This window comes from Tolypothrix campylonemoides VB511288_2, assembly GCF_045999855.1.
In the GTDB taxonomy this organism is placed as follows: Bacteria; Cyanobacteriota; Cyanobacteriia; order Cyanobacteriales; family Nostocaceae; genus Scytonema; species Scytonema bouteillei_A.
In genome coordinates this window covers 789,783-812,243 of record NZ_JBFPMW010000001.1, presented here as the reverse complement: position 1 = coordinate 812,243, position 22,461 = coordinate 789,783, and the positions used below count along the sequence as shown (strand labels likewise).

Here is a 22,461-nt window from a genome sequence, read left to right as displayed (position 1 = left end):
CTCAAAACTCCACTACTTCGCTACTGGCTTCTTTAACTGATAAATTTTGTGTTACCAAATCCACTACTTCTATGTAAGCTGCTATCCCCGCTACTGTGGGAGACTCAAACATCATTTGTATGGATAGATCGAGTCCAAAAACTGAGTTAATCTCTGACAAAACTTGGGTAGCGAGTAAGGAATGTCCTCCCAGTTCAAAGAAGTTATCATTAACACCAATACGTTCAACGCCTAAAACTTCACTCCAAATTTGAGCGACCTGAGCTTCAATGGAGGTACGAGGTAAAACAAAGCCAGTAGAAAGATTTCTAGTTGCGGCATCAGGTGTTGGTAGAGCGCGACGATCTACTTTGCCATTGGGGGTTAAGGGCAGGTCATTGAGAACAACAAAAGCTTGAGGCACCATATAATCGGGTAGCTTCTGTTGAATATACTCACGCACCTGTGGCACTAGTTTCTGAACTAACTTGCCGTATAAAGGATTATTGGTGCAGTCAGTCCAAGGTTTGGTAATGACGGCTGAACTATCCCAAAAAGCAATCCCCTTTTGTCTGTCAGATGTCTGCGTTGAACTATTGCGGCACAATACCACATCATAGCAACCATCCTGACTGCTCTCCCACCAACTTAGGTGGACATCATAGCCAAGTTGCTGACCCAACTGGTAGAACTGTTCTGGGTCGATCCCAACTGTTGGCTGTTGTGCGAGTACTTGCCGCAGTTGGTTGACTGTTTCAACAGCTGGGGGATTTTCCAACCATTGCCAAATCTGTAATGCTTGCTGCACGCGTTGATTCGGCACACGCCTGATTCCTAGCTGTTTTGGTTGCTCTTTTTGCAGTCGATTTTGAATTTGCGTAAAGGAGAGCCCGTCTAGCTGCCAGTTTAACCAAGGAATGACTCTATTTTGAACGTGAGTACCAATATGGAGGGTAACATCATAGCGGAATTGGGTTAACTCATTTTGAGCGTAACCGCGTTTGGGCTGAATCTCTACCGAACCAATCTGCGGAAAACGTGTCTGGAGGGCAATAAAGAAACCCGGATCGATAACCAATTCTTCCTCGGTGGCCATACTCTGATGTACCTGTTGCTGCCATTGCTCAATAGTTTTATCCCCAGCAGCTTGGGACAACTGTACGGCTGCATGGTATGGTTCTAGCAATGGCAAGCTGCGGACATCGCCCACGAAGATTGTACCCTGTTGAGCAATTGTGGCGATCGCTCCTTCTAGAACTTGCAACAGATACTCAATGCTGGGGAAATATTGGACGATTGAGTTCAATATAACAGTGTCAAATTCTCCTTGTGGGATGCCGTCAAAGTTATCTGCAAGTTGGTGCAATAACTGCACGCGATCTAGACCATCAACTGTGCTGCATACTTGCTCAACGTGCTGTATGGCGGCGATGGAATAATCTGTTCCCCAATACTGTTGACAGTGCTTGGCAAGACGAGATAACAATAATCCCGTTCCACAACCAATTTCTAATACGCGCTGGGGAAAGTTAGCTTGAATGCGGTTGACTGTATTCTCAACCCACTCCTGCATTTCTCGGTCTGGGATGGGCTGTCTGGTATAACTGCTGTTCCAACCTGCAATATTAAACGTCAGGTTATCTGTGGATGTTTGATTTTGGCTGTAGAGTTGTTCGTAAAGCATTTGCCAATCACTAACATACTCACTTTGCCATTGAGAAACTTCCTGAGGTAATGTTGGACGATGAAGCGCAGGAACTAAGTAAGCTACCAGACGTTTATCGCCGGGGGTGTCTTCTCTTACTACTACAACACTCTCTTGCAGCAACGGGTGTTGACTCAAAACGGTTTCAATTTCTCCTAATTCGATACGGAAACCGCGAATTTTCACCTGATAATCAATTCGACCGAGAAATTCAATATTCCCATCACTTAAGTAACGTGCTTTATCCCCGGTTTTGTAGAGGCGGTCGGAAGAGGGGAAAGACGGGTGCAATTTATCTTTTGCTCCCTTGCTTCGACTAAAGGGATTGGGAATAAATTTCTGTTGTGTTAACTCCGGTCGATTGAGATATTCTTTTGCTAGACCATCGCCGCCGATATAAATTTCTCCTGGTACACCAACGCCCACAGGCTGTAGTTGGGGATCTAATAAATAGATTTGTGTGTTGGCAATTGCTTGCCCGACGGGAATGGTTGTAGCGTCTTCGGGGATATCTTTTACTAAGTACCAAGAACTAAATGTTGTGTTCTCTGTCGGTCCATAAACATGGAGCAGTCGCTGCGGCGCACCATTCTTGAGTACTTCTTGCACCCATTTAGGATCGACGGCTTCGCCGCCAAATAGGAGATGTCGTAGTGAATTGAAAGCAAAGGGGACTTCCTGAGCGATTTGATTGAACAAGGCAGTTGTTAAGAATAACACGCTGACACCTTGCGATCGCAGAAAAGCGGCGAATTCTCTTGGCGATAGTGCTAACTCTTTGCTGACTCCTACCAACCGCGCCCCATTCAATAATGCACCCCAGATTTCAAAGGTTGCAGCATCAAAGGCATAATTTGAGGCTTGGGCAATAACATCTGTTGGTTCTATGTTGATATAGTTTGTGTTAATTACCAAGCGGTTCACAGCTCGGTGATCGACAGCTACTCCTTTGGGTTTCCCTGTAGAACCGGAAGTGTAAATGACATAAGCGAGATTGCTCGATGTTACTGCTGCTGTGGGGTTTTGCTGGCTTTCAAGAGCGATCGCACCTGCATCAGTATCAAAGCAAACAACACGCGCTTGGTGTTTGGGAATTGCATCAGTTAATTTCTGTGTTGTCAACAGTACCGATATCTGTGTGTCTTCTATGATAAAAGCCAAACGCTCTTTAGGATATTCTGTATCCAAAGGCACATATGCCCCACCTACCTTAAGAATTGCCAATAACCCAACAACCATAGATACAGAACGTTCCACACAAATACCCACCAGCACGCCTGGTTTCACCCCCAGTTTTTGCAGGTAATGTGCTAGTTTATTTGCCTGTGCATTCAACTCCTGATAAGTAAGCTTTTGTTGTCCAAAAACCACCGCAACTGCATTACTGTTCCGTTCCGCTTGGACTGCAAACAAATCATGAATACATTGTTCTCTTGGATAATCCGTTTGGGTAGCGTTCCACTCTACTAACAATTGATGCTTCTCTTGTGCTGTCAGTAGAGGTAATTGACTGACTAGTTGTTCTAGATTAGTAACAATCGCTTCCAGCAAATTCTGGAAATGTGTCATCATCCGAGCGATCGTTACCGAATCAAATAAATCGCTGCTGTAATAGCAAAAGCCCTCAAGACCTTCAGCAACTTCCCAGAGGTGAACTTCTAGGTCAAACCGTACCGCCTCAAGCCCCCAATGCATTTTCTCAACTGTTAAACCGGGCAAATCCCAGGGGTTTGTGGGCGCATTCTGAAGGGCAAACATCACTTGTACCAGTGGGTTGCGATCTAAATTGCGCTCCAGTTGCAACTCTTCAACTAACATCTCGAAGGGCAAGTCTTGACGATCGTAAGCGTTTTGAGTCACTTGTCGTACCTGCTCCAGCAAGGCTTTTAAAGTCAGTTCTGCAGACAGATCGAATCTGAGTGCTAAGGTATTGACAAAAAAGCCAATTAACCCTTCAATTTCTTTGCGGTTGCGATTTGCGATCGGAGAACCAATGACAAGATCTGTTTGACCGCTATAGCGAGACATTAACACGACAAATCCCGCCAATAGTGTCATAAACAGAGTTGTTCCAGACTTGTGGCTCAGTTGTCTGAGCCGAGAAGTTAGCAAAGCATTTAGTTGAAATCGCTCTGTTCCTCCTCGAAAAGTTTGGATAGCTGGGCGGGGACGATCCGTAGGTAATTCCAACAAAGGTGGCGCTGCGGCTAACTGTTGTTTCCAATAACTTAATTGAGGTTCAAGTACCTGAGTTGTCAGCCATTGGCGCTGCCATAAGGTAAAGTCGGCATATTGTACGGATAACTCTGGTAATTCAACCGCACTATCCGTGGTAATGGCTCGATAATGGGCAGAGAGTTCGCGGTTCAGCACGCCTATTGACCAACCATCAGCAGCAATATGATGAATGACTACTAGCAGTACATACTCATCAGTCGCAACTTGCCACATCTTGACCCGCAACACGGGATCTTTCGCAAGATCGAAGGGTTTGTAAGCTTCTTCGAGCGCTAGTTGTTCTACTTGTTGCCAGGGATCTGCCACATTTTGCAGATCCACCACTGGTAATATTATGGCTAGATCGGGGGCTATTACCTGTATTGGCTTGTCATGCTTGATTTCAAAACGAGTCCGCAGAACTTCATGCCGCCGTACCATCTCTCCAACCGCTTGTTCCAAAGCTTTGATATTGAGATTCCCCACCAAACGCATGGCGAAAGGCATTGTATAGGCACCACTTTCGCCTTCTAAATGATGGAGAAACCACAGACGTTCTTGCGCCCAAGATAGCGGTATGTTTTTTCTTGTGGAAACGGGTAAAATTGCTGGAAGCGTCAAGCTCGAACCAGTTTCCAGTTCGCGTAAGATGACTTCACTTAACTGCGCGATCGCCGGTGACTCAAATAAAGAACGCAACGGTAACGAAATCCCAAAGGCTTCTGGCAAGCGGGAAATTACCTGCGTAGCTATTAGAGAATGTCCTCCTAGTTCAAAGAAATTATCGTGAATGCCTACTTTCTCTAACCTCAGTACTTGAGACCAAATCAGTGCTAATTTTTCCTCAATGGAGTTGCGGGGTGCAACAAATTTATCTGCTATCTCACTAAGTAAATCTGGTGCTTTTAAGGCACGGCGGTTTACCTTACCGTTGGGAGTCAGGGGTAGGGCTTCTAGAATAACGAAAGCACTAGGAACCATGTAATCTGGCAGTTTAGCTTTCAGGAATTGCCGCAATTCTCTGTTTGTCGGTATCACCTCTTTTTGCGGCACTACGTAGGCGACTAACTGCTTTTGTCCTGGGATATCTTCACGCACAATGACGCTAGATACTTGTACATCGCCATGTTGACTCAGTGCTGATTCAATTTCACCCAATTCGATCCGGAACCCGCGAATTTTTACCTGATTGTCAATACGTCCTAAGTATTCAATGTTGCCATCCGGTAGATAACGTGCTAAATCCCCACTTTTGTAGAGGCGGTCGGAAGAGGCAGAGGGGAAAGACGAGTGCAAGTTATCATGTGCTCCCCTGCTCCCCTGCTTCCCTGCTTCCTTGCTTTGACTAAAGGGATTGGGAATAAATTTCTCTTGTGTCAACTTAGGACGGTTGAGGTAGCCTCGTGCCAAAGAGACACCACCAATGTGCAATTCTCCTGGTATACCGACGGGTACAGGCTGTAAGAACCTGTCCAGGATGTAAATCTGCGTGTTCGCAATAGGACGGCCAATCGGAGGAAGTAACGGCCAAGTCTCTACTGGATTAGCCAAAGTTAAATTGGTTACAACATGGCTTTCCGATGGCCCATAATGATTGTGCAACGTACAATCATTTAATTTGCTTAACCATTGAGAAATCGCGGGGGTAATCTGCAACTGTTCCCCAGCAGTAATAATTTCCCTTAGATTATTAGTAACTGATTCACTATCAACAGCGACTTCAGCTAATTGCTGCAACGCAACAAAGGGAACAAACAGCCTCTCAACAGCTTTTTCTTGCAGAAAATCTAACAAAGCCAAAGCATCTAGTCGCAATTCTTCCCTAATCAAAAGCAATGTGCCTCCCGAAAACCAGGTAGTGAATATTTCTTGGAAGGAGACATCAAAGCTGATAGGAGCAAATTGCAGTGTTCTTGCTCCGCCAGAAATTGTATTATTTTGCAGTTGCCATAGAATCAGATTGCAAAGAGCAAGTTGATTCATAGCTACACCTTTAGGTTGACCTGTAGAACCTGAGGTGTAAATTACATAAGCTAAGTTAGTTGCTTTTACATTGGTAATTAGACTATCTCGATCCGATCGAGAAATTGATTCCCAATCAGTATCCAAACAGATAAACTCCGCTTGATGATTCTGTAACCTTTTAAGCAATTTTTGTTGAGTCAACAGGATGGAAACATCTGCATCTTGCAGCATGAAGCTTAAACGCTCTTGGGGATATTCAGGGTCAAGTGGCACATAAGCCCCGCCTGCCTTGAGAATGCCCAAAATTCCTACCACCATTTCTAGCGAGCGCTCTACACAAATACCAACCAGCACATCTGGTTTTACACCTAATGAGCGTAAGTAATGAGCTAATTGGTTAGCACGAGAATTTAATTGGTGGTAAGTCAGTTGTTGATTTTCAAATACTACAGCTACAGCATCGGGTGTAAGCTCAACCTGCTCTTCAAACAAATGATGGATACATTTATCTTTTGGATACTCTGTTTGAGTATTGTTCCATTCCACTAATAACTGTTGTTGTTCAATTGTTGTTAGTAGAGGTAATTCCAAAATAGACTGCTGTGGATTAGCAACAATACCTTCCAGTAAGGTCACAAAATGCCCCGCCATGCGGGTAATTGTAGCTTGCTCAAATAAGTCAGAGTTATATTCTAAACTTGCACTCAGTCCTTGCTCGCTCTCTGTTATCGACAAAGTTAAATCATATTTAGCTGTTGAGCTTTCTATTTCTAGGCGAGTTAGAGATAAACCAGGTAATTCTAATTTTCCAGGTGGCGTATTTTGTAAAATAAACATCACCTGAAATAATGGGGAGTAGCTGAGGTTTCTTTCTGGCTGTAAAGCTTCTACTACTTTCTCAAACGGTACATCTTGGTGAGAGTACGCTTCCATTGCTACTTGGCGCACTCTTTGCAGCAACTCCCAAAAGCTGGGATTTCCAGAAACGTCAGTACGCAACACTAAAATATTGACAAAAAAGCCGATGAGAGATTCTATTTCACTACGGTTGCGGTTAGCTATTGGGGAACCGACGATAATATCTTGTTGGTTGCTGTAGCGTGATAGTAAGATGACAAAGCCAGTCAGCAGAGTCATAAATAAAGTTGAGCCTGACTTTTCGCTTAGGCTTTTGAGTTTTTGAGTCAGACAATCGCCTAGCTGAAAGTGCTTGACACCGCCACGGTTTGTCTGCATGACTGGGCGCATTCGGTCGGTAGGAAGTTCTAGCAGGGGAGGCGATCCTGCTAATTGTTGCTTCCAATAGTTCAGCCGATCGTCCATGACTTGGCCTTGCAGCCACTGTTTCTGCCAAACAGCAAAGTCTGCGTACTGGATAGGCAGTTTAGGTAGGGGAGAGGACTTGCCAATAGAAAAAGCTGTGTAGCAAGCTGTCAGTTCACGCCACAAAATACCTTCAGACCAACCATCAAAGGCAATGTGATGGACGCTCAGGAGTAACACATATTCATTCTCACCCAGATGCAACAAGGAAGAACGCAACAGCGATCCTCGTGCTAGATCGAAGGGTTGTTGAACTTCTTTTTTGACCAGTTGTAAAACTTGAGTTTCTCTTTCTTTCTTAGGAAGTTCTTGAAGATCTACTATAGGTAAGGTCAATTTGAAGCTGGGAGCGATCGCCTGAACACGTGTGTTTTCCGCAACTACAAATGTAGTTCGCAATGTTTCATGGCGTTGGATGATTTCATTTAGACTATTTTCTAATGCCGTAATGTTTAACAAACCCTGAAGCCGAAAAGCAAAGGAAACATTATAAGTAGAGCTATCTGACTGCAACTGGTAAAGGAACCATAATCTTTCTTGAGAAAAAGACAAAGGCAAGTCTTCATTCCGAGATACAGGTACTAAAGCTGGAGCTTGATTTTGTACTTCAAGAATGCTTGCGATCGCTTGCCAAATATCTTCTCCTGTTTTTACTGACTTGCTTGGTTCTAGTGGATTTCTTTCCGTAGAATTACTCATTGTAGTCTTTTTGCTTCAGGTTTGCAGGGATATATTGAGTTTCTAAAAATGCTTAGCCTTGCTTTTCATTAATTAGCTTGACAATACTTGCTACATTTTGAAAATTTTCTGCATTAATATCACTAGCTACAAATTGAATCCCAAAAGTATTCTGTAGTTTAAGCACAAGTGTCATGGCATTGACAGAATCTAGACCTATGCTAAAAAGATTGCTATAATCTGACAAATCATCACTATTTATATTTGGTAAAAGACTTAGTACAATGTTTTTAGTTTTTTGTTCTATTAAATCAATACTTCTCATGATTTTATCAGTTCTGATAGGTGATCGATTAAATTTTTTCTTAGTACTTTGCCTAATGGGCTTTTGGGAATTTCCTCACGAAATTCGATAAGTTTTGGAACTTTAAAATCAGCTAACTTGCCTTTGCAATAAGATAAGATATCATTTTCGTCACAAATATTTCGGTTTTGAGGGACAATAACCGCCTTAATAATTTCTCCTGCATACAAACCTTTGATACCAACAACAACGGCTTCTTTAACTTGATGATGAGTTATCAAGATATTTTCTATTTCTAGTGGATCGACTTTGTGACCTCCTGTATCAATGAAGATTTGCTTTCTACCAGTAATATAAACGCGTCCTGCTTCATCTTTCTTACCTAAATCACCCGTAAAAAATGAACCATTTTTAAATACTTGTTGATTTAATTCTGGTTTATTACTATATCCTTGTGTCAGTGCTTGACTTTTAATAACTATTTCTCCAATACTTCCAGTTGGAAGTTCTTTACCTGTATCATCAATAATTTTAATTTCAATATTTTTTAAAGGACATCCTACAGAATCGTATGTATTTTTTAGATCTTCATCTAGATTGATCGCCACAGAACCTGCTTCTGTGCAACCGTACAGTTGTCTCACAGGAATGCCAAATCTTTGAAAAAATTTATCAAAAATCTCTTTTGATAAAAAGTTACCGGCAGAAAAGCACAGTCTCAGCCTGGAAACATCAAATTGAGTATCATCTGGTGTTTCTGCTAGAGTATTAAATATATAAGGAACAGCAGGTAAGATAGTAATTTTTTCTTTTTCTATAATTTCTAATACTCTGGAACGTCTAAAAACAAATGGTACTTCGATGGCTTTTCCCTGATGTAAAACTTGTTCTAAAATCACTAAAGTAGCACCATTACAAGTAGCTGCTAGTAGGCAATTTCCTAAACCATGCGCGTGATAAAGTGGCACTACGCATAAAATATTATCTGCTGGAGTTATATTAATAGTTTCAGTAAAATTTTTAACTTCGTGATATAAATTATTTTGATTTCTACAAACTTTCTTAGGTTTACCTGTAGAACCAGAAGAATATTGATAAAGTACATTACCTGTAAAAGTAGAGGGATTAGAGTTTTTTTCTGCAATTGTTGAGTTATTTACTTCTTTGGTAAGTAAAGCAATATCATCCAAAACAATTAACTCTATTTTTTTATCAATTTTTGATATAATTTTACGACTAATTTCTGCCCCATCGCTATTGGTAATTATTGCATTAACATTGCTGTCAATAATGTAGTATTTAAGTTCATCCTCTTTAAAAAGAGGATTAATGGGCAAAGCTATAGCATTCAATTCTGCGATCGCATAAAAAGCGATCGCAAACTCCGTACTGTTAGGTAAAATTAAGGCTATACAGTCACTTTTGGCAATACCAATTTTGCTTAGATGGTTACTTAAGTATGTAATATAAGCATATAGTTCTTGATAACTAATCTTTAACTGGTTACAGGAAAGCGCAGTTCGTTCCGGATACTTTTTGACAATTTCGACAAGCCTTTGTTTTAACATTTTTATCCTTCCATTACTTTTTAAAAGTATACGGGATTAAGTTCAATTTATTTAGAAAATAAATTATTCATTTTCTTTATAAAATAGCTTTCTGGAAACTTTTCCGTAATCATCATTATCGGTTGTCGGTTAGAAAAAACTCGATAAGTTCGAGAAAGCATTTTATCTTCTTCTGAAATATTAAAATAATGAAATAATTCTTTAGATGTTTCTATACCTGACTCAATTATTTCTTTAAAAGTTTCAAGTTTATGCTCTAACCAGAGTCTACCTATCGGTTCTTGCGATTCAATTAATCTGGATTTAAATGTACTATCTAGTCTTTCAGGTACAATTATAGATTCAGCATAAATAAAGTTATTTAAACTAATCTTACCACGTAATAAAACTTTTCTGCTAATTACTTGAGTATTTACATCTATGTCTAAAGCAGGAATAGGTTTTGCAATTTCAATTAATTCTTCTGATAATTTGACTAATTGAATTTTTTCTAATAGATAAGCTTCTAAAATTTCTGTCAATGTTCCATCAGTTGTAAGTAAAATCCTTTGAAAAGAACTTAAATTACGTGGTTCAATATATTTTTGGGTTAAAACTTTATGCATTTTTTTATTCAGAATTTATATGAATATTGTGTTGGCAAATCCTATAGAAAAATTGTATGTTTTCTAGAAGAAAATATACTGAATCATGCACAGTTAACAGAGTATACTTACTTGCGAGAAGCCTTATGCTTGTGTTTAGTCTGAAGTAGATATTAACAATTTATTTATTGGTTTTCTCCAAACAAATGTACAACAAAAAATCATCTTACTTTTATCAAAATAATGCAATAACAGTTAAGACAGTTAAGAAGATAGTTAAAACATTCTAATTATGACAGTTAAGACAGTTAAGACAGTTAAGATAAATAAGGATAAATACCATACGTAGCAATATGATAGAATCCAAAGTCAAAAAGACGGGGTGTTTTGCTGACCTCTACAGGTTTACAACGGTTGCAAGCAGCAATTTCGGCTGTAGAGATCGCACAGAATAATGGAGAACGCTTTACTCTAGATGAGTTAAGCGCTCGCATGAAGGTTTCCAATAAAACATCCAGTCGATTGTGGTTTTTGAGTGGTGTAGATCGGAAGACTCTTCAACTTTGCTTTAGCGCCTTCAATATAGAATTACACAAAGAGGACTACAGCTCGGTAAGTTGAGTTGTAGTTTCTACCTAAGAAACTACTTGCTCAAGCAAATCACAAACCTTGCATACACATACTGCTTGTAGTCAGAAATGTTAAACATTGATACAAAAATTTACATAAAAACTTAAGAGAACTCTGTAAAGCTCAAATGAGTCAACATAACAATTTCATTATACGCGAATTTTTTTGCAAACTAAATATCTTCCCAAGTTCCCCATTGTAAGGGTTTTTGTCTTTCAACATGATCGATTAATTGTATAATTGGTCGGTCTATTTTAAGAGGTGTTTTAAAATTAAACTGAATCGTTTGAAAAATTTTAGTATCACCTTTGATAAAATGAATTCCAAAAATATGAGTTAGCCATAATATGGCTCTGCTAAATATCAAACTAATTATTCCCTTGCGTCTGTTCATTAACAAAAGAGGCTGAACTTCCGTTTTTCCTTCTTGAAGAAGGCGCAGTGCAAACATTAAGTGTAAACGAAAAAAACTAGTACTAATCGTTGCTATTCCAGTACTACCATACCAATAACAAATACTGTATTTAATAGTACCCTTATAGAAGGGACGAATCAGCTTAAGATAAAAAGAAGCCCTGCCATCATATTTAGTGTTGTTGAAGAGAATTGCATTTTGATTTAGTTCTTGATTTTTAAAAATAATTTCTGTTGCTAATTTATGAACTGTATTGAAATGTTGAAGATCGATAGCATTAATCATCACAACATTAGGATGGCAGTTCACGATTATCCGAGGTCCAAAAGCAATATCATACTTTTTTTGTTCTAACTCTGGCGTAAAAGGGATAGATTGTTGTGGTGTTTTTCCAGTCCAGATCCAAATCAATCCGTACTTCTCAGCAGTGGGCCAGATTTTTAACTTCACAGGAAGTGGCTTATCCAAACACGGAATACTAACACAGTTCCCTTCAGCGTCAAACTTCCAGTGATGAAAAAAACAGCGTAACGTATTCCCCTCAATTTTGCCTTCTGACAAATGAGCACCCATGTGCGGACAGTAAGCATCTGCGATAGTGACTTTTTTATTTTCACCACGATAAATCGTTAACTCTTTGCCTAAGATTGTTACAGGTTTGACTTCACCTATTCGTAAATTGTTAGATGGCATCACCCAATACCATCCTTCAATAAACACTTCTGGATTATTAAAAATTTTTAATTTACACGTAGATATAAATTTTTGTGTCTTATAATTCATTTTCTTTTAGGGCATTATTAGCGGATAGTTATCGTTCTAAAACTATCGCTAAGAAATCTTGAAAACAGTTATTATAATTACAAATAAAAAATGAAAGAATAATAAGCTAAATAATTAAAAATGCTACACACACAGCGATCGCTAAACTCAAATTTCTAGCATAGATTACAAATTTATATTAAAAAAGCGAATATTCTGTTTTCACAAAAGAAAATCAGTCTCTTGTGTCTAAAAGTTCTATTGAATTTCTGGAATCTATGAATTACAGCCTGCGGAGGCAGGCTTAGTTTGTGTAGCCGTGATTTCTAATCACTTAGTTTGTGTAGCCGTGATTTCCAATCACAAGCGTGTTTTTTCACTCATTGGGATGCTCCCATTAAAAGTCTGTTTCTTCAAACAATTTCTCACAGGTAATCTATGGTGCAAAACTCCAAGCTAAAGTACAGATTGTCTTCTAAGTCTGTTCTACATTTATTTGTTTTTATAAGTATCATTACATTTTTATTAGCTGGTGGAATAAGTATTTATATAGTAAAACACCTTCAAAATTCTACAAAGCAAGAGCCACAGACATCAACAACACAACTCCCTAAGCTAACAACAGTAACAGCTTTAGGATGGATCGAGCCAAAAGGAAAAGTCATTAAACTCTCTGCTACCACATCTACCGAAGGAAATCGAGTAGAGCAACTGCTAGTACAGGAGGGTGACACAGTCAAAGCAGGACAGGTCATTGCAATTCTAGATAGTCGCGATCGCTTAGCAAGCGCTTTAAAAGAAGCCCAAGAACAACTAAAAGTAGAACAAGCAAACCTAAAACGCATACAAGCAGGTGCTCAACGAGGAGAAATTGCCGAACAAGAAGCCACTGTTGCTCGCTTAGAAGCACAACGCCAAGGTGATATTAACACTCAAGTTGCTACCACAGATAGATTGCAAGCTGAGGTACGCAATGCAGTAGCCGAAAACCAACGATATCAAACACTCTACAAACAAGGTGCAATTTCTGCTTCCCAATGGGATAGCAAGCGCTTAGCGTTAGAAACAACACAAAAAAATTTGCAAGAAGCACAAGCGCAATTGAAACGTATTCAATTGACCGGTCTGCAACAAATTGAAGAAGCAAAAGCAAAACTAGATCGAATCGTTAACGTGCCAAAAGAGGATGTGGAAGTCGCTAAAGCAGAAGTCAATCGTGCTATAGCAGCGCTAGATCGAGCAAAAGTCAATTTGCAACAGGCTTATGTAAAATCACCCCAAGATGGTCAGGTTTTTCAAATCCACGTCCGTCCGGGAGAATTAATATCCAATAATGGCATTGTTGATATCGGACAAACCAGCCAAATGTATGCCATAGCTGAGGTTTACGAAAGCGATATTAATAAGGTGCATCCAGGACAGTCAGTCCAGGTTGTAGGTGATTTTTTACCTATTGAATTGCAAGGAACGGTGGAACGTAAAAGTTTGCAAGTACGGCGACAGAATGTTATTAACACAGATCCTCTCAGTAATATTGACAACCGAGTGGTAGAAGTTTATATCCGACTCGATCCTTCTTCCAGCCTGAAAGCTGCCAACTTAACTAATATGCAAGTGAGGGCGGTTATTAAACTGTGATAAAACTAATCCAACAATTGTGCCGGCGAACACCTTTAGGATGGCTGCAACTCAGTCATGAAAAAAGCCGTCTGCTTGTGGCATTATCTGGTATAACCTTTGCTGACGTTCTCATGTTCATGCAGTTAGGTTTTCATACTGCACTGTATGACAGCAATACCAGATTGCATCGCAGTTTACGAGCAGATATTGTTTTAATAAGTCCACAAGCTCGGAATTTACAAAGTTTGTCTGTCTTTTCTCGTCGGCGATTGTATCAAGCAATGGATATACCGGGGGTAAAGTCAGCAGAAGCAATATATTTCTACAACATGATTTGGAAAAACCCGCAAACCCATCGAGAAATGGGGGTGTTAGCAATTGGATTTAATCCAGATAAGCCAGCTTTTGACTTACCTGATGTTAACCAACAATTACAAGCTGTTAAATTTCCCGATACGGTTTTGTTCGATCGCGGTTCTAGAGGTGATTATCAAAAGGTCATTACTCAAGTAGCGCGAGGTAAAACCCTAACAACTGAAATAGAAGGGCGAACCGTTACTATTACTGGTTTATATAAAGTAGGGGCTTCTTTTGGAGCAGAAAGTAACTTAATTACCAGCGATCGAAACTTTTTACGTCTATTCCCCAGAAGACAATCCAGCAGCATTAGTTTGGGTTTGATTGAGGTCAAACAAGGATACGAGCCAAAAAAGGTAGCAGCTATGTTGCAAGCTTACCTGAGAAATGATGTCAGAGTGCTAACACATGCAGAATTTGTGGAGTTTGAAAACAATTTCTGGAGAAAAAATTCCCCGATAGGATTTATTTTTAGTCTGGGTGTCTCTATGGGGTTTGTAGTAGGTGTAATTCTTGTCTATCAAGTTTTATCTGCAGATGTTAACAGTCACGTGAAAGAATATGCAACTCTAAAAGCCATGGGCTATTGCGATCGCTATTTACTCTGTGTCATCTTTGAAGAAGCTCTAATTTTGGCAATACTGGGCTTTATTCCGGGAACAGTTGTGTCTTTAGGGCTTTACCATCTCACTCGCACCGCGACAAATTTGCCCATGTATATGACAGCCGTGCGTGGATTACAGGTGCTAATACTAACTATTATCATGTCTAGTCTTTCCGGTGCGATCGCAACTCGCAAACTTCGCTCTACCGATCCTGCGGATATGTTTTAGAATTTGGAAAATGCGTTAATTATGAACGTTACCAGGGACTTATCAACTGAGAGCTTATCACTTTCCAATAGTTTGCAGACTAACAATGGAATTTTATCTAACAAAGAAGCACTTTTAGTATTAAGTCAAAATTCCTTTTCATCTTATTGCTCTGCTCTGACTCATAGCACTGCATCAGTCACTTCCCAAGAATTTGTGAGTCAAGAGATTGCTGAAGAGCAAACTCAAAGGGAATTGCCTGGTGAAATAGCAGGAGATATTGCTAATTGGGGATTAACAGAAGATGGAAGTGAAGCTAAACCAAGATACTATAAAGATGGCGTTCATCTCTACCGTTTTGATGCTAACGGACGAACCTACCAAGGGATTGAGTACGCAAAAGAGACAATCCTGGTGATTCATGGTTGGAAAAACTCGTCTGACGATGAGATTTTTCGCAATTTACAGCAAGAACTGGCTAAACAAAATCCTTCCAAACAAGTCTTAGCTCTAGATTGGCGAGAGCCAGCAAATCATGACGAAGACAAGGGTCTGCAACCTAAATATACATCAGGCTCTGTTGCCCCAGTTGCTCAATGGGCTGCTAGAACTCTTAATAACTTGGAAATAACAGCTCGGCAGTTGAGTGTTGTAGGTTTTAGCCTCGGAGCATATGTTGCTGCCGAAATTGGCTTTCTTTTGGGCAAAGTTGCTCATCTTACAGCTTTAGATCCTGCCAATGAAGCTAGTAGTTATGATATTGATGGCAATACTTTTGGTCAGCAAAAACCCAAGCCTTTTGGAGATGTGGCTTATGAATCGTTAGCAGTCGTCGTGTCAGACGAAAGCGGAGGTTTTGCTGGTGATAACAACTATGCAGCTACTGCCAATAGTTCTTTTCTGTTACGTTTTCGTGGGGATAATTGGAATGAATATGACCGGAATGTCAAGTACCATACTGGAGTGGTAGAAGTGTATACAGATTTCATTTCTCGCCAGCGCAGCCTACCTGCTTTTGAGTCCAATCGCTTCGACAACAATGGAGGTAATGGCTCAATCCATGAAGGTTGCTTTAATATCAACCGTCGTGATGAACATTGGTATGAGGATGGTTTTGACTATTTTTCAGGCTCAACCCAATTGAGACGTTGGGTTTGACAGTGACCAATGGCTGTCAATGCTGTCAGGATATGTCTGGCAATACAATAACCTCGGTCAAGTTACTTATTTTTCATCTATTGTTTTGTATAACTGTGGAATGATGTAGAGAGCCTTCAGATTAGGTTTCCTAGTAAGCATGAGTGGCTGGCACAAATATCAGATTTTGGGGAAGCCTGAATTTGTGCCAATCCAAGTATTCATTGAGGAATGAATCATGTTTTATCATACCAAGAAACTACAGTACTTTAAAGCACCAGAAAGACCAGACGCTCTTTACGCAAAAAAAATTCAGGAACTTATTGGCGGTACTTTTGGTGAGATGACCGTAATGATGCAGTACCTGTTCCAAGGTTGGAACTGTCGCGGACCTGCTAAATACCGCGATATGCTTTTGGATATCGGTACCGAAGAAATCGGTCACGTTGAAATGCTAGCTACGATGATTGCTCACTTGCTGGATAAAGCACCTATTCAATTGCAAGAAGAGGGAGCACAAGACCCAGTTGTGGGTTCAGTTATGGGTGGTACTAAAGCACGCGATACTATTACGGATATTATAGGGGCAGCAATGAATCCCCAGCACGCTATTGTCTCAGGTTTGGGCGCAATGCCTGCTGACAGTGTTGGTTTTCCTTGGAATGGTCGCTTTATCGTTGCCAGTGGTAACCTGCTAGCAGATTTCCGTTCCAATCTTCATGCTGAATCTCAAGGACGTTTGCAAGCCGTGCGAATGTACGAAATGACTAATGACCCTGGTGTTAGAGATACCTTGAGTTTCATGATTGCTCGCGATACCATGCACCAGAACCAATGGATTGCAGCTGTTAAGGAACTAGAAGAATCAGGATTGGAAACAACTCCTGTTCCCAGTTCCTTCCCACTGGATTTGGAGAAGCGCGAGTTTGCATATCAGTTCTGGAACCACTCTGAAGGTACTGAAAGTGCTGAAGGTCGCTGGGCAAAAGGTCCTTCTCCAGATGGCAAGGGTGAATTCCAGTATATTGAAAATCCCAAACCTCTCGGACCAGAACCCAATCCACCTCAAACAGATCCACGGCTCCATGGAACTCAACTCTCACCTACAGCCGGAACGGGACAAGTTCAAGGCGGAAATGGTTCTCCTTTGATCGATCGCACCACCATTAGTAAGTAATACCGATTTCCGCGCATCTTAACAAGACAAATAAGATCCCCTCAAACTTAGAGGGGATCTTATTTGGCATTACGCCCCCTGCAATACCATTAATTATGCGAGCGATCGCGGGCATCCAAAAATGTTTGCAGCAGTCCTCGAGTGTAAGGTAGTAAAACCGATTTATGTTCCGGGCTTAAACGCTTGAGCAATTCTTCTATTAATAATTGAGTCGATACTTCTGCTATCTCCCATTTCACTTCTATACATCCTAAAACCATGATGCATAAGTTAATAAGTTCTTGCTCTACTGGAATTAAGTTTTGTTCTAAAACACACAACCAAAGGTAGGATTGAAACATATTAAGATCTCGAATGCTTGAATGTGCTACATCAGCATCTGCTAGCCAACCACTACGACTGTGGTAGTTGGGAAAAATTTCAACAAGTCGATAATGAACGCTGCGTGCGATTTCCTCTGCAACCGATATCATTTGCTCTACGACAGTTAATGCTTGCGATCGCGGTTCATGCGTCGCCGCCGCTGTACAAACTCGCTGCCAGGGCATAGCAACTTGTTCCTCAACAACCTTCAAGTATGAACTCAACAGAAGTATCTCTATAGGTGTTAAGTAACTTAGTATTAACTTATTTGTAAATTTTAACTGCGTGGTCATAAACCCCAAGGCACGCCAATCTTTAGACGCCAAAAGTTGCTCTTGAAACACTAGTAATATTGGCTCTAGATCGTATGATATCTGGGCCAATGTTGTCTGGTCGAGCGATAAAAGCGATCGCATCTCAAAAGCCCAATTGGCATTTGATGATTTTGCTGTGTTTGGAGCAAGGCTGAGCGATCGCTGTTGATAAACTTGCAGTAGTTTTTTGTACACCCGTGTGGCAAATTGCGTTATTCGTCTGGCTTCATTCAAATCTAAAACATTAGGGATATAATTGTGCAAGGTCTTAGTTTGTATCCAAGCCATTTGACTGTTAATATCCAATATATTGTCTGTCAACTTTGTTACAGTTAGAGCACGCCCCTCTAGTGAATTAGCTATTATGAGAGATTCGTAATTTGAAGAGTCTTGTAACAACAACAGAGAGGAGAGGTTAGGTGCATAACGCTGCGCCCAAAGGTCGAGCAAGGTGTTAACTGAGGAACTTTTAACAGAATGAAGGCTTTTTAGTAACATTGTTTTCTTTTATAAATAGCAATCGATCAAAAAACCTGCTTGTGTAATGCTTTTACACGGTTATTTGAGATGCTCCCCAAGTCTGACTCCTGCTTGTAGCCAACCACACCAGTTCTTACTTGTCTCGAACAAGAAATCGTATATAATTATACCCTAATATATGCGGACTCAATATTACGTGTCACAAATCGCTGATAAATAATATACCAGCAGTATCAACCACCCTTGCCAAGTAAATTTTGTTAAGAGAGTTTAAAATTGATTCTCTTTATAGTATGCAATATGATGCCTGGGGATAGATTTAAAAAATAAAACTAGTATATGAAGGTAGAAATACGGACGCAGATGGCAGAAGGCGCAAAAGATCTGAATATAAACTTTTTGCCTGTTACTAATGGTTTCCTTATTTTCGCTAACTTATACTAGTAGTTATATTATCATTAACAACCCGTACATAGAGACCCTACATAGAAACAGATAGGGAATTCCGTGAAAGGACAGCAGAGAAAGGGCAGATGGCAGAACGTAGAGAATAAGATAGTTATTTCAGTAAAATACAGCCAACTATGACCTTTATTCTTACAAATGACGACGGGATCGATGCTCCTGGGATTCGCGCACTTCTAAAAGCCGTCAATAGTCAAGAAGTTCTGATTGTCGCCCCAAGAGATCACCTCTCTGGCTGCGGACACCAAGTCACTACCACTCAAGCAATTCATGTTAACCGACGCTCAGACAATGAGTACGCCATTGCAGGCACTCCTGCAGATTGTGTCAGAATCGCACTGTCACATATTTGCCCAAATATCAAATGGGTACTATCTGGCATCAATGCTGGAGGAAATCTCGGAGTTGATGCCTACATTTCCGGTACTGTTGCTGCCGTGCGAGAAGCTACAATGAACGGTATTCCCGGAATTGCGGTGTCTCACTATCGCAAACGTAATGTAGTCGTGGATTGGGATGTTCTGGCAAGATGGACATCTCGTGTTTTGGCTGATTTACTCAACCGTCCTTTAGAATCAAAGACCTTCTGGAACGTCAACCTACCCCACCTTATGCCAGGAGAACCCGAGCCAGAAGTTGTGTTTTGTCAACCCTGTACAAAACCGTTGCCTATCAACTACCGTATTGAAGGTGAGAATTTTTACTATTATGGAGAGTATGCCAAACGCGATCGCACTCCTGGTAGTGACGTGGATATATGTTTTTCAGGTAAAATTGCCGTGACTCAGTTAAAGATTTAACGAAGAAAGGCTAAAGGATGAAGGATCGAAGCTACAACAGGGTAAGGTAACGTTCTTCGACCGTTCATACTCGATCCTTCATTCCGATGGTCCTTCAATTAAAGTCATCAGACGATCTAAGGTTCGCGTAAGTTGTGTGAGTTTTTGTAATGAGTCATCTTGAGTGTCCGCAAGAGTTTGCACGGCATCACACAGCGCAAAAATTTGATACCCTTGCTGCTGGAGTTGTCGTCCTTGTGCTTCAACTTGGACGCTAAGAGTATCCACTCTTTCCGCGAGACGTTCTATAGTCTCTGTAGTAGAAAGTACAGCTTCTCCAATTTGTTCCACGATGGACTCCAATCTGCTTACTTTGATTTGAGACCCTGCCAGTACCATAATATTTGCACCTTTATTTTGAGAGTTGTCGGTAATTTCTCGTAAAAAATTTGAAATAGATATATAGTCAGCCATGCAAAATAAACATTGCTGATTGAATAGTATTCTGCTGGTGTTCCCAACACACTGGTGAAAACCCTTAATTTAGAGAGGTTTCACGATTTGTAATGAAAGTATTTTCTCGGAGATTTAGAAAACAAATTGAAATTTTGTTCATTACACACTTTCTAGAACCTTAATCCAAAAATTCTAAAAAACTGATTTTTGTTTGGACATCTAGACCGAGAATTTATAACTTAAAAGCATTTTCAGATAAAGACACTACAACCTTAGGAGCGCAATGCATTACGCCCTTACAAAGGGTGCGATTCATCTAATCGAAAACTGCTATGTTATAAATCCAACATTTGGATTTTGCAATCCAATCTTAAGAGAGGTGACAAGTAGAAACTCCATCACCGATCGCGGGCGATCGGTGACCAATTAGCGATCGCCGCTCGCTTGTGTACTTAAGATAGTAGCAAATTCTAACACACAGTACAGCAAGATGTCATATTTCTCTTTACAATTCATCTTACAAAAGTTCAATTTATTTTCCTTTATGCGAAATTTATAAAAAAACACGATCCCGTGCAGATGGATGAAGATTCAGTGAAAGTACTGTTGAGCTTGATTCCCTTTTGTGAAGCTTCTTTTATAGTCAAAGTAATATTGCGTGATTCTACGTTTTTCGCTCAACTGGCTTGACAATGTACCAGATATCTTACACAACTGTTATTGAAGGTGCAGCTGCTAATACTTGGGATTTGCAACTAAAACCTCATGCTTCTGTCAACTCCAAATTTAAACGTCTCTTAGATATCCTAGGAAGTTTAGTAGGACTACTGATTCTTGCAATTGTATTCCTACCCGTGGCAATAGCAATTAAACTAGATAGCCCCGGACCAATCTTCTTTTCTCAAGAACGTTACGGGCTTCACGGACGCTCCTTCCGCCTGTGGAAATTCCGCTCCATGGTTTCAAATGCCGAACAATTGAAATCAATAGTAAAAAATGAAGCCAACGGTCTCATTTTTAAAAATAAAAATGATTTTAGAGTGACAAAAGTAGGACGGTTTTTAAGAAGTACGAGCTTGGATGAGTTACCACAGTTTTGGAATGTTCTTGTAGGCGAAATGAGTTTGGTAGGTACTCGTCCCCCTACAGCAGATGAGGTAGCCCAATACAATCAACGCCACTGGCAACGGTTAAATGTAAAACCTGGGTTAACTGGTGAATGGCAAGTCAACGGTCGCTCTCACATCAAAGATTTTGAGCAAGTTGTGGATCTAGACTTGCAATATCAAAAGAAGTGGTATCCGTTGTACGATTTACTTTTGATTACCCGGACATTTATCATCCTTATAGGTCGAGTTGGAGCTTTCTAGAGAAACTAGCTATGATTGATTAATCATTAATTTGTAGCTAATACTCACTCAACTTACAGGGTTGGTAAAATATGCGATATTAGTACTAAATATTACGCAAACCCAAGTCAGCGATGCATAATAATATGGGGGTGATTCCTAATATGGAATAGCACCCTCTTATTTATGTCATCAGTCATTTGTCAACAAGATAGCTCGATACTGTTTGGATGATAATTTACTACTACCATTCCAGAATTTCAGCAACCCTATCTGCCAATTCTTACCCCGCAACAGCAGCACTTGCTAACTTACCATCTTCCATACGAACAATGCGATCGGCAATATCCAAAATACGGTTATCGTGAGTTACCAAAAGGATAGTACAACCTTGCTCTTTTGCAAGTTCATGCATTAAGTTAACCACATCTCGACCTGACTTACTGTCAAGAGCGGCGGTTGGTTCATCTGCTAGAACAATTTTAGGACGACTCACAAGAGCTCGGGCGATCGCAACCCGTTGTTTTTGTCCTCCTGACAAGTCATCCGGGTAGTAATTGAGGCGATTTCCCAACCCTACCAACTCCAGCATTTCAGCTGAATGTTTTAACATCTCATTTGGAGAAAGACCCTTATGCAGTTCCAAACCCATCCTTACATTTTGTATTGCTGTTAAGCTATTGTGTAAATTGTGAGCTTGAAAAATATAACCATTACTGCGTCGAGCTAGTGTCAATTGTTCTGCACTTGCACCGCAAAGTTCTCTTCCTAACACTTTCAAACTTCCATATTGCGCGGATCGCAATCCACCAACTAAGGTCAAAAGAGTCGTTTTCCCCGAACCAGAGGGACCCGTCATAATGATAATTTCACCAGCGTAGATTTCTAAGTTGATGTCAAAGAGGACTTGTTTGCGGAGTTGACCTTTCCCAAAGTAGTGTTCTAGATTTTGGACAATGATAACAGGTTTCATAATGGCTAATGGCTAATGGCTAATGGCTAATGGCTAATGGCTATTAGCA

The 22,461-nt window shown here is 40.3% G+C and carries 15 protein-coding genes; 7 read left to right on the top strand and 8 right to left on the bottom strand.

Translation table 11 applies throughout. From position 1 onward, the window contains the following. Position 1: 1 nt before the first annotated feature. Genes AB0756_RS03455 through AB0756_RS03440 form a run of 4 tightly spaced genes read right to left on the bottom strand, consistent with a single transcriptional unit; the run spans position 2 to position 10,344 of the window. A complete protein-coding gene (locus tag AB0756_RS03455) occupies positions 2 to 7,888 on the bottom strand; it encodes a non-ribosomal peptide synthetase (RefSeq protein WP_167844813.1) in 7,887 nt (2,628 codons plus the stop codon). Positions 7,889 to 7,940: 52 nt separating this feature from the next. Further along, positions 7,941 to 8,192, bottom strand: a complete 252-nt coding sequence (locus tag AB0756_RS03450) for an acyl carrier protein (RefSeq protein ID WP_038078499.1) — start codon at positions 8,190 to 8,192, stop codon at positions 7,941 to 7,943. Next, positions 8,189 to 9,739: a class I adenylate-forming enzyme family protein gene (locus AB0756_RS03445; protein WP_038078497.1), complete on the bottom strand. Its 1,551-nt coding sequence runs from the start codon at positions 9,737 to 9,739 to the stop codon at positions 8,189 to 8,191. Before AB0756_RS03445 ends, AB0756_RS03450 begins: the two co-directional genes overlap by 4 nt. A 47-nt stretch (positions 9,740 to 9,786) precedes the next feature. Then, positions 9,787 to 10,344, bottom strand: coding sequence for a chorismate--pyruvate lyase family protein (locus tag AB0756_RS03440; protein WP_167844814.1), 558 nt, complete (start codon positions 10,342 to 10,344; stop codon positions 9,787 to 9,789). Between the two features lie 366 nt (positions 10,345 to 10,710). Between AB0756_RS03440 and AB0756_RS03435 the strand changes: the two genes are divergently transcribed. After that, positions 10,711 to 10,944, top strand: coding sequence for a hypothetical protein (locus AB0756_RS03435; RefSeq protein WP_038078493.1), 234 nt, complete (start codon positions 10,711 to 10,713; stop codon positions 10,942 to 10,944). Between the two features lie 181 nt (positions 10,945 to 11,125). Here the strand turns inward: AB0756_RS03435 and AB0756_RS03430 are convergent, their stop codons facing one another. Continuing rightward, positions 11,126 to 12,151, bottom strand: a complete 1,026-nt coding sequence (locus AB0756_RS03430; protein WP_167844815.1) for an aromatic ring-hydroxylating dioxygenase subunit alpha — start codon at positions 12,149 to 12,151, stop codon at positions 11,126 to 11,128. A gap of 420 nt (positions 12,152 to 12,571) precedes the next feature. Here AB0756_RS03430 and AB0756_RS03425 point away from each other — a divergent pair, with 420 nt between their 5' ends. The 4 genes from AB0756_RS03425 to AB0756_RS03410 all read left to right on the top strand — a co-directional run bounded on the left by AB0756_RS03425 (position 12,572) and on the right by AB0756_RS03410 (position 17,233). Next, positions 12,572 to 13,768, top strand: a complete 1,197-nt coding sequence (locus tag AB0756_RS03425) for an ABC exporter membrane fusion protein (RefSeq protein ID WP_038078504.1) — start codon at positions 12,572 to 12,574, stop codon at positions 13,766 to 13,768. Beyond that, entirely contained in the window at positions 13,765 to 14,940 is a 1,176-nt protein-coding gene (devC, locus tag AB0756_RS03420; protein WP_038078491.1) for an ABC transporter permease DevC, read from the top strand. The genes AB0756_RS03425 and devC overlap by 4 nt, the downstream gene beginning before the upstream one ends. A gap of 21 nt (positions 14,941 to 14,961) precedes the next feature. Then, entirely contained in the window at positions 14,962 to 16,077 is a 1,116-nt protein-coding gene (locus AB0756_RS03415) for an alpha/beta fold hydrolase (RefSeq protein ID WP_038078489.1), read from the top strand. Positions 16,078 to 16,294: 217 nt separating this feature from the next. Next, positions 16,295 to 17,233 carry a manganese catalase gene (locus AB0756_RS03410; RefSeq protein ID WP_038078487.1) on the top strand — a complete coding sequence of 313 codons (939 nt, stop codon included), beginning with the start codon at positions 16,295 to 16,297 and terminating at the stop codon, positions 17,231 to 17,233. Positions 17,234 to 17,322: 89 nt separating this feature from the next. Here the strand turns inward: AB0756_RS03410 and AB0756_RS03405 are convergent, their stop codons facing one another. Next, complete coding sequence (locus tag AB0756_RS03405; RefSeq protein WP_038078483.1) at positions 17,323 to 18,408, bottom strand: hypothetical protein; 1,086 nt, start codon at positions 18,406 to 18,408, stop codon at positions 17,323 to 17,325. Between the two features lie 566 nt (positions 18,409 to 18,974). On the opposite strand from AB0756_RS03405, the gene surE reads away from it, so the two are divergent. Then, positions 18,975 to 19,655: a 5'/3'-nucleotidase SurE gene (gene surE, locus AB0756_RS03400; RefSeq protein ID WP_038078480.1), complete on the top strand. Its 681-nt coding sequence runs from the start codon at positions 18,975 to 18,977 to the stop codon at positions 19,653 to 19,655. Between the two features lie 78 nt (positions 19,656 to 19,733). On the opposite strand, the gene AB0756_RS03395 is transcribed toward surE, so the two are convergent. Next, the gene (locus AB0756_RS03395) at positions 19,734 to 20,033 is read right to left on the bottom strand and encodes a hypothetical protein (RefSeq protein WP_038078502.1); all 300 of its coding nucleotides are present in this window, start codon (positions 20,031 to 20,033) and stop codon (positions 19,734 to 19,736) included. A gap of 749 nt (positions 20,034 to 20,782) precedes the next feature. On the opposite strand from AB0756_RS03395, the gene AB0756_RS03390 reads away from it, so the two are divergent. Further along, positions 20,783 to 21,460 (top strand): sugar transferase, encoded by a 678-nt coding sequence (locus AB0756_RS03390; RefSeq protein WP_038078478.1) that lies wholly within the window; start codon positions 20,783 to 20,785, stop codon positions 21,458 to 21,460. Positions 21,461 to 21,722: 262 nt separating this feature from the next. Here AB0756_RS03390 and AB0756_RS03385 read toward each other — a convergent pair whose 3' ends face one another. Next, positions 21,723 to 22,412 (bottom strand): DevA family ABC transporter ATP-binding protein, encoded by a 690-nt coding sequence (locus AB0756_RS03385; RefSeq protein ID WP_038078475.1) that lies wholly within the window; start codon positions 22,410 to 22,412, stop codon positions 21,723 to 21,725. Between the last annotated feature and the right edge of the window lie 49 nt (positions 22,413 to 22,461).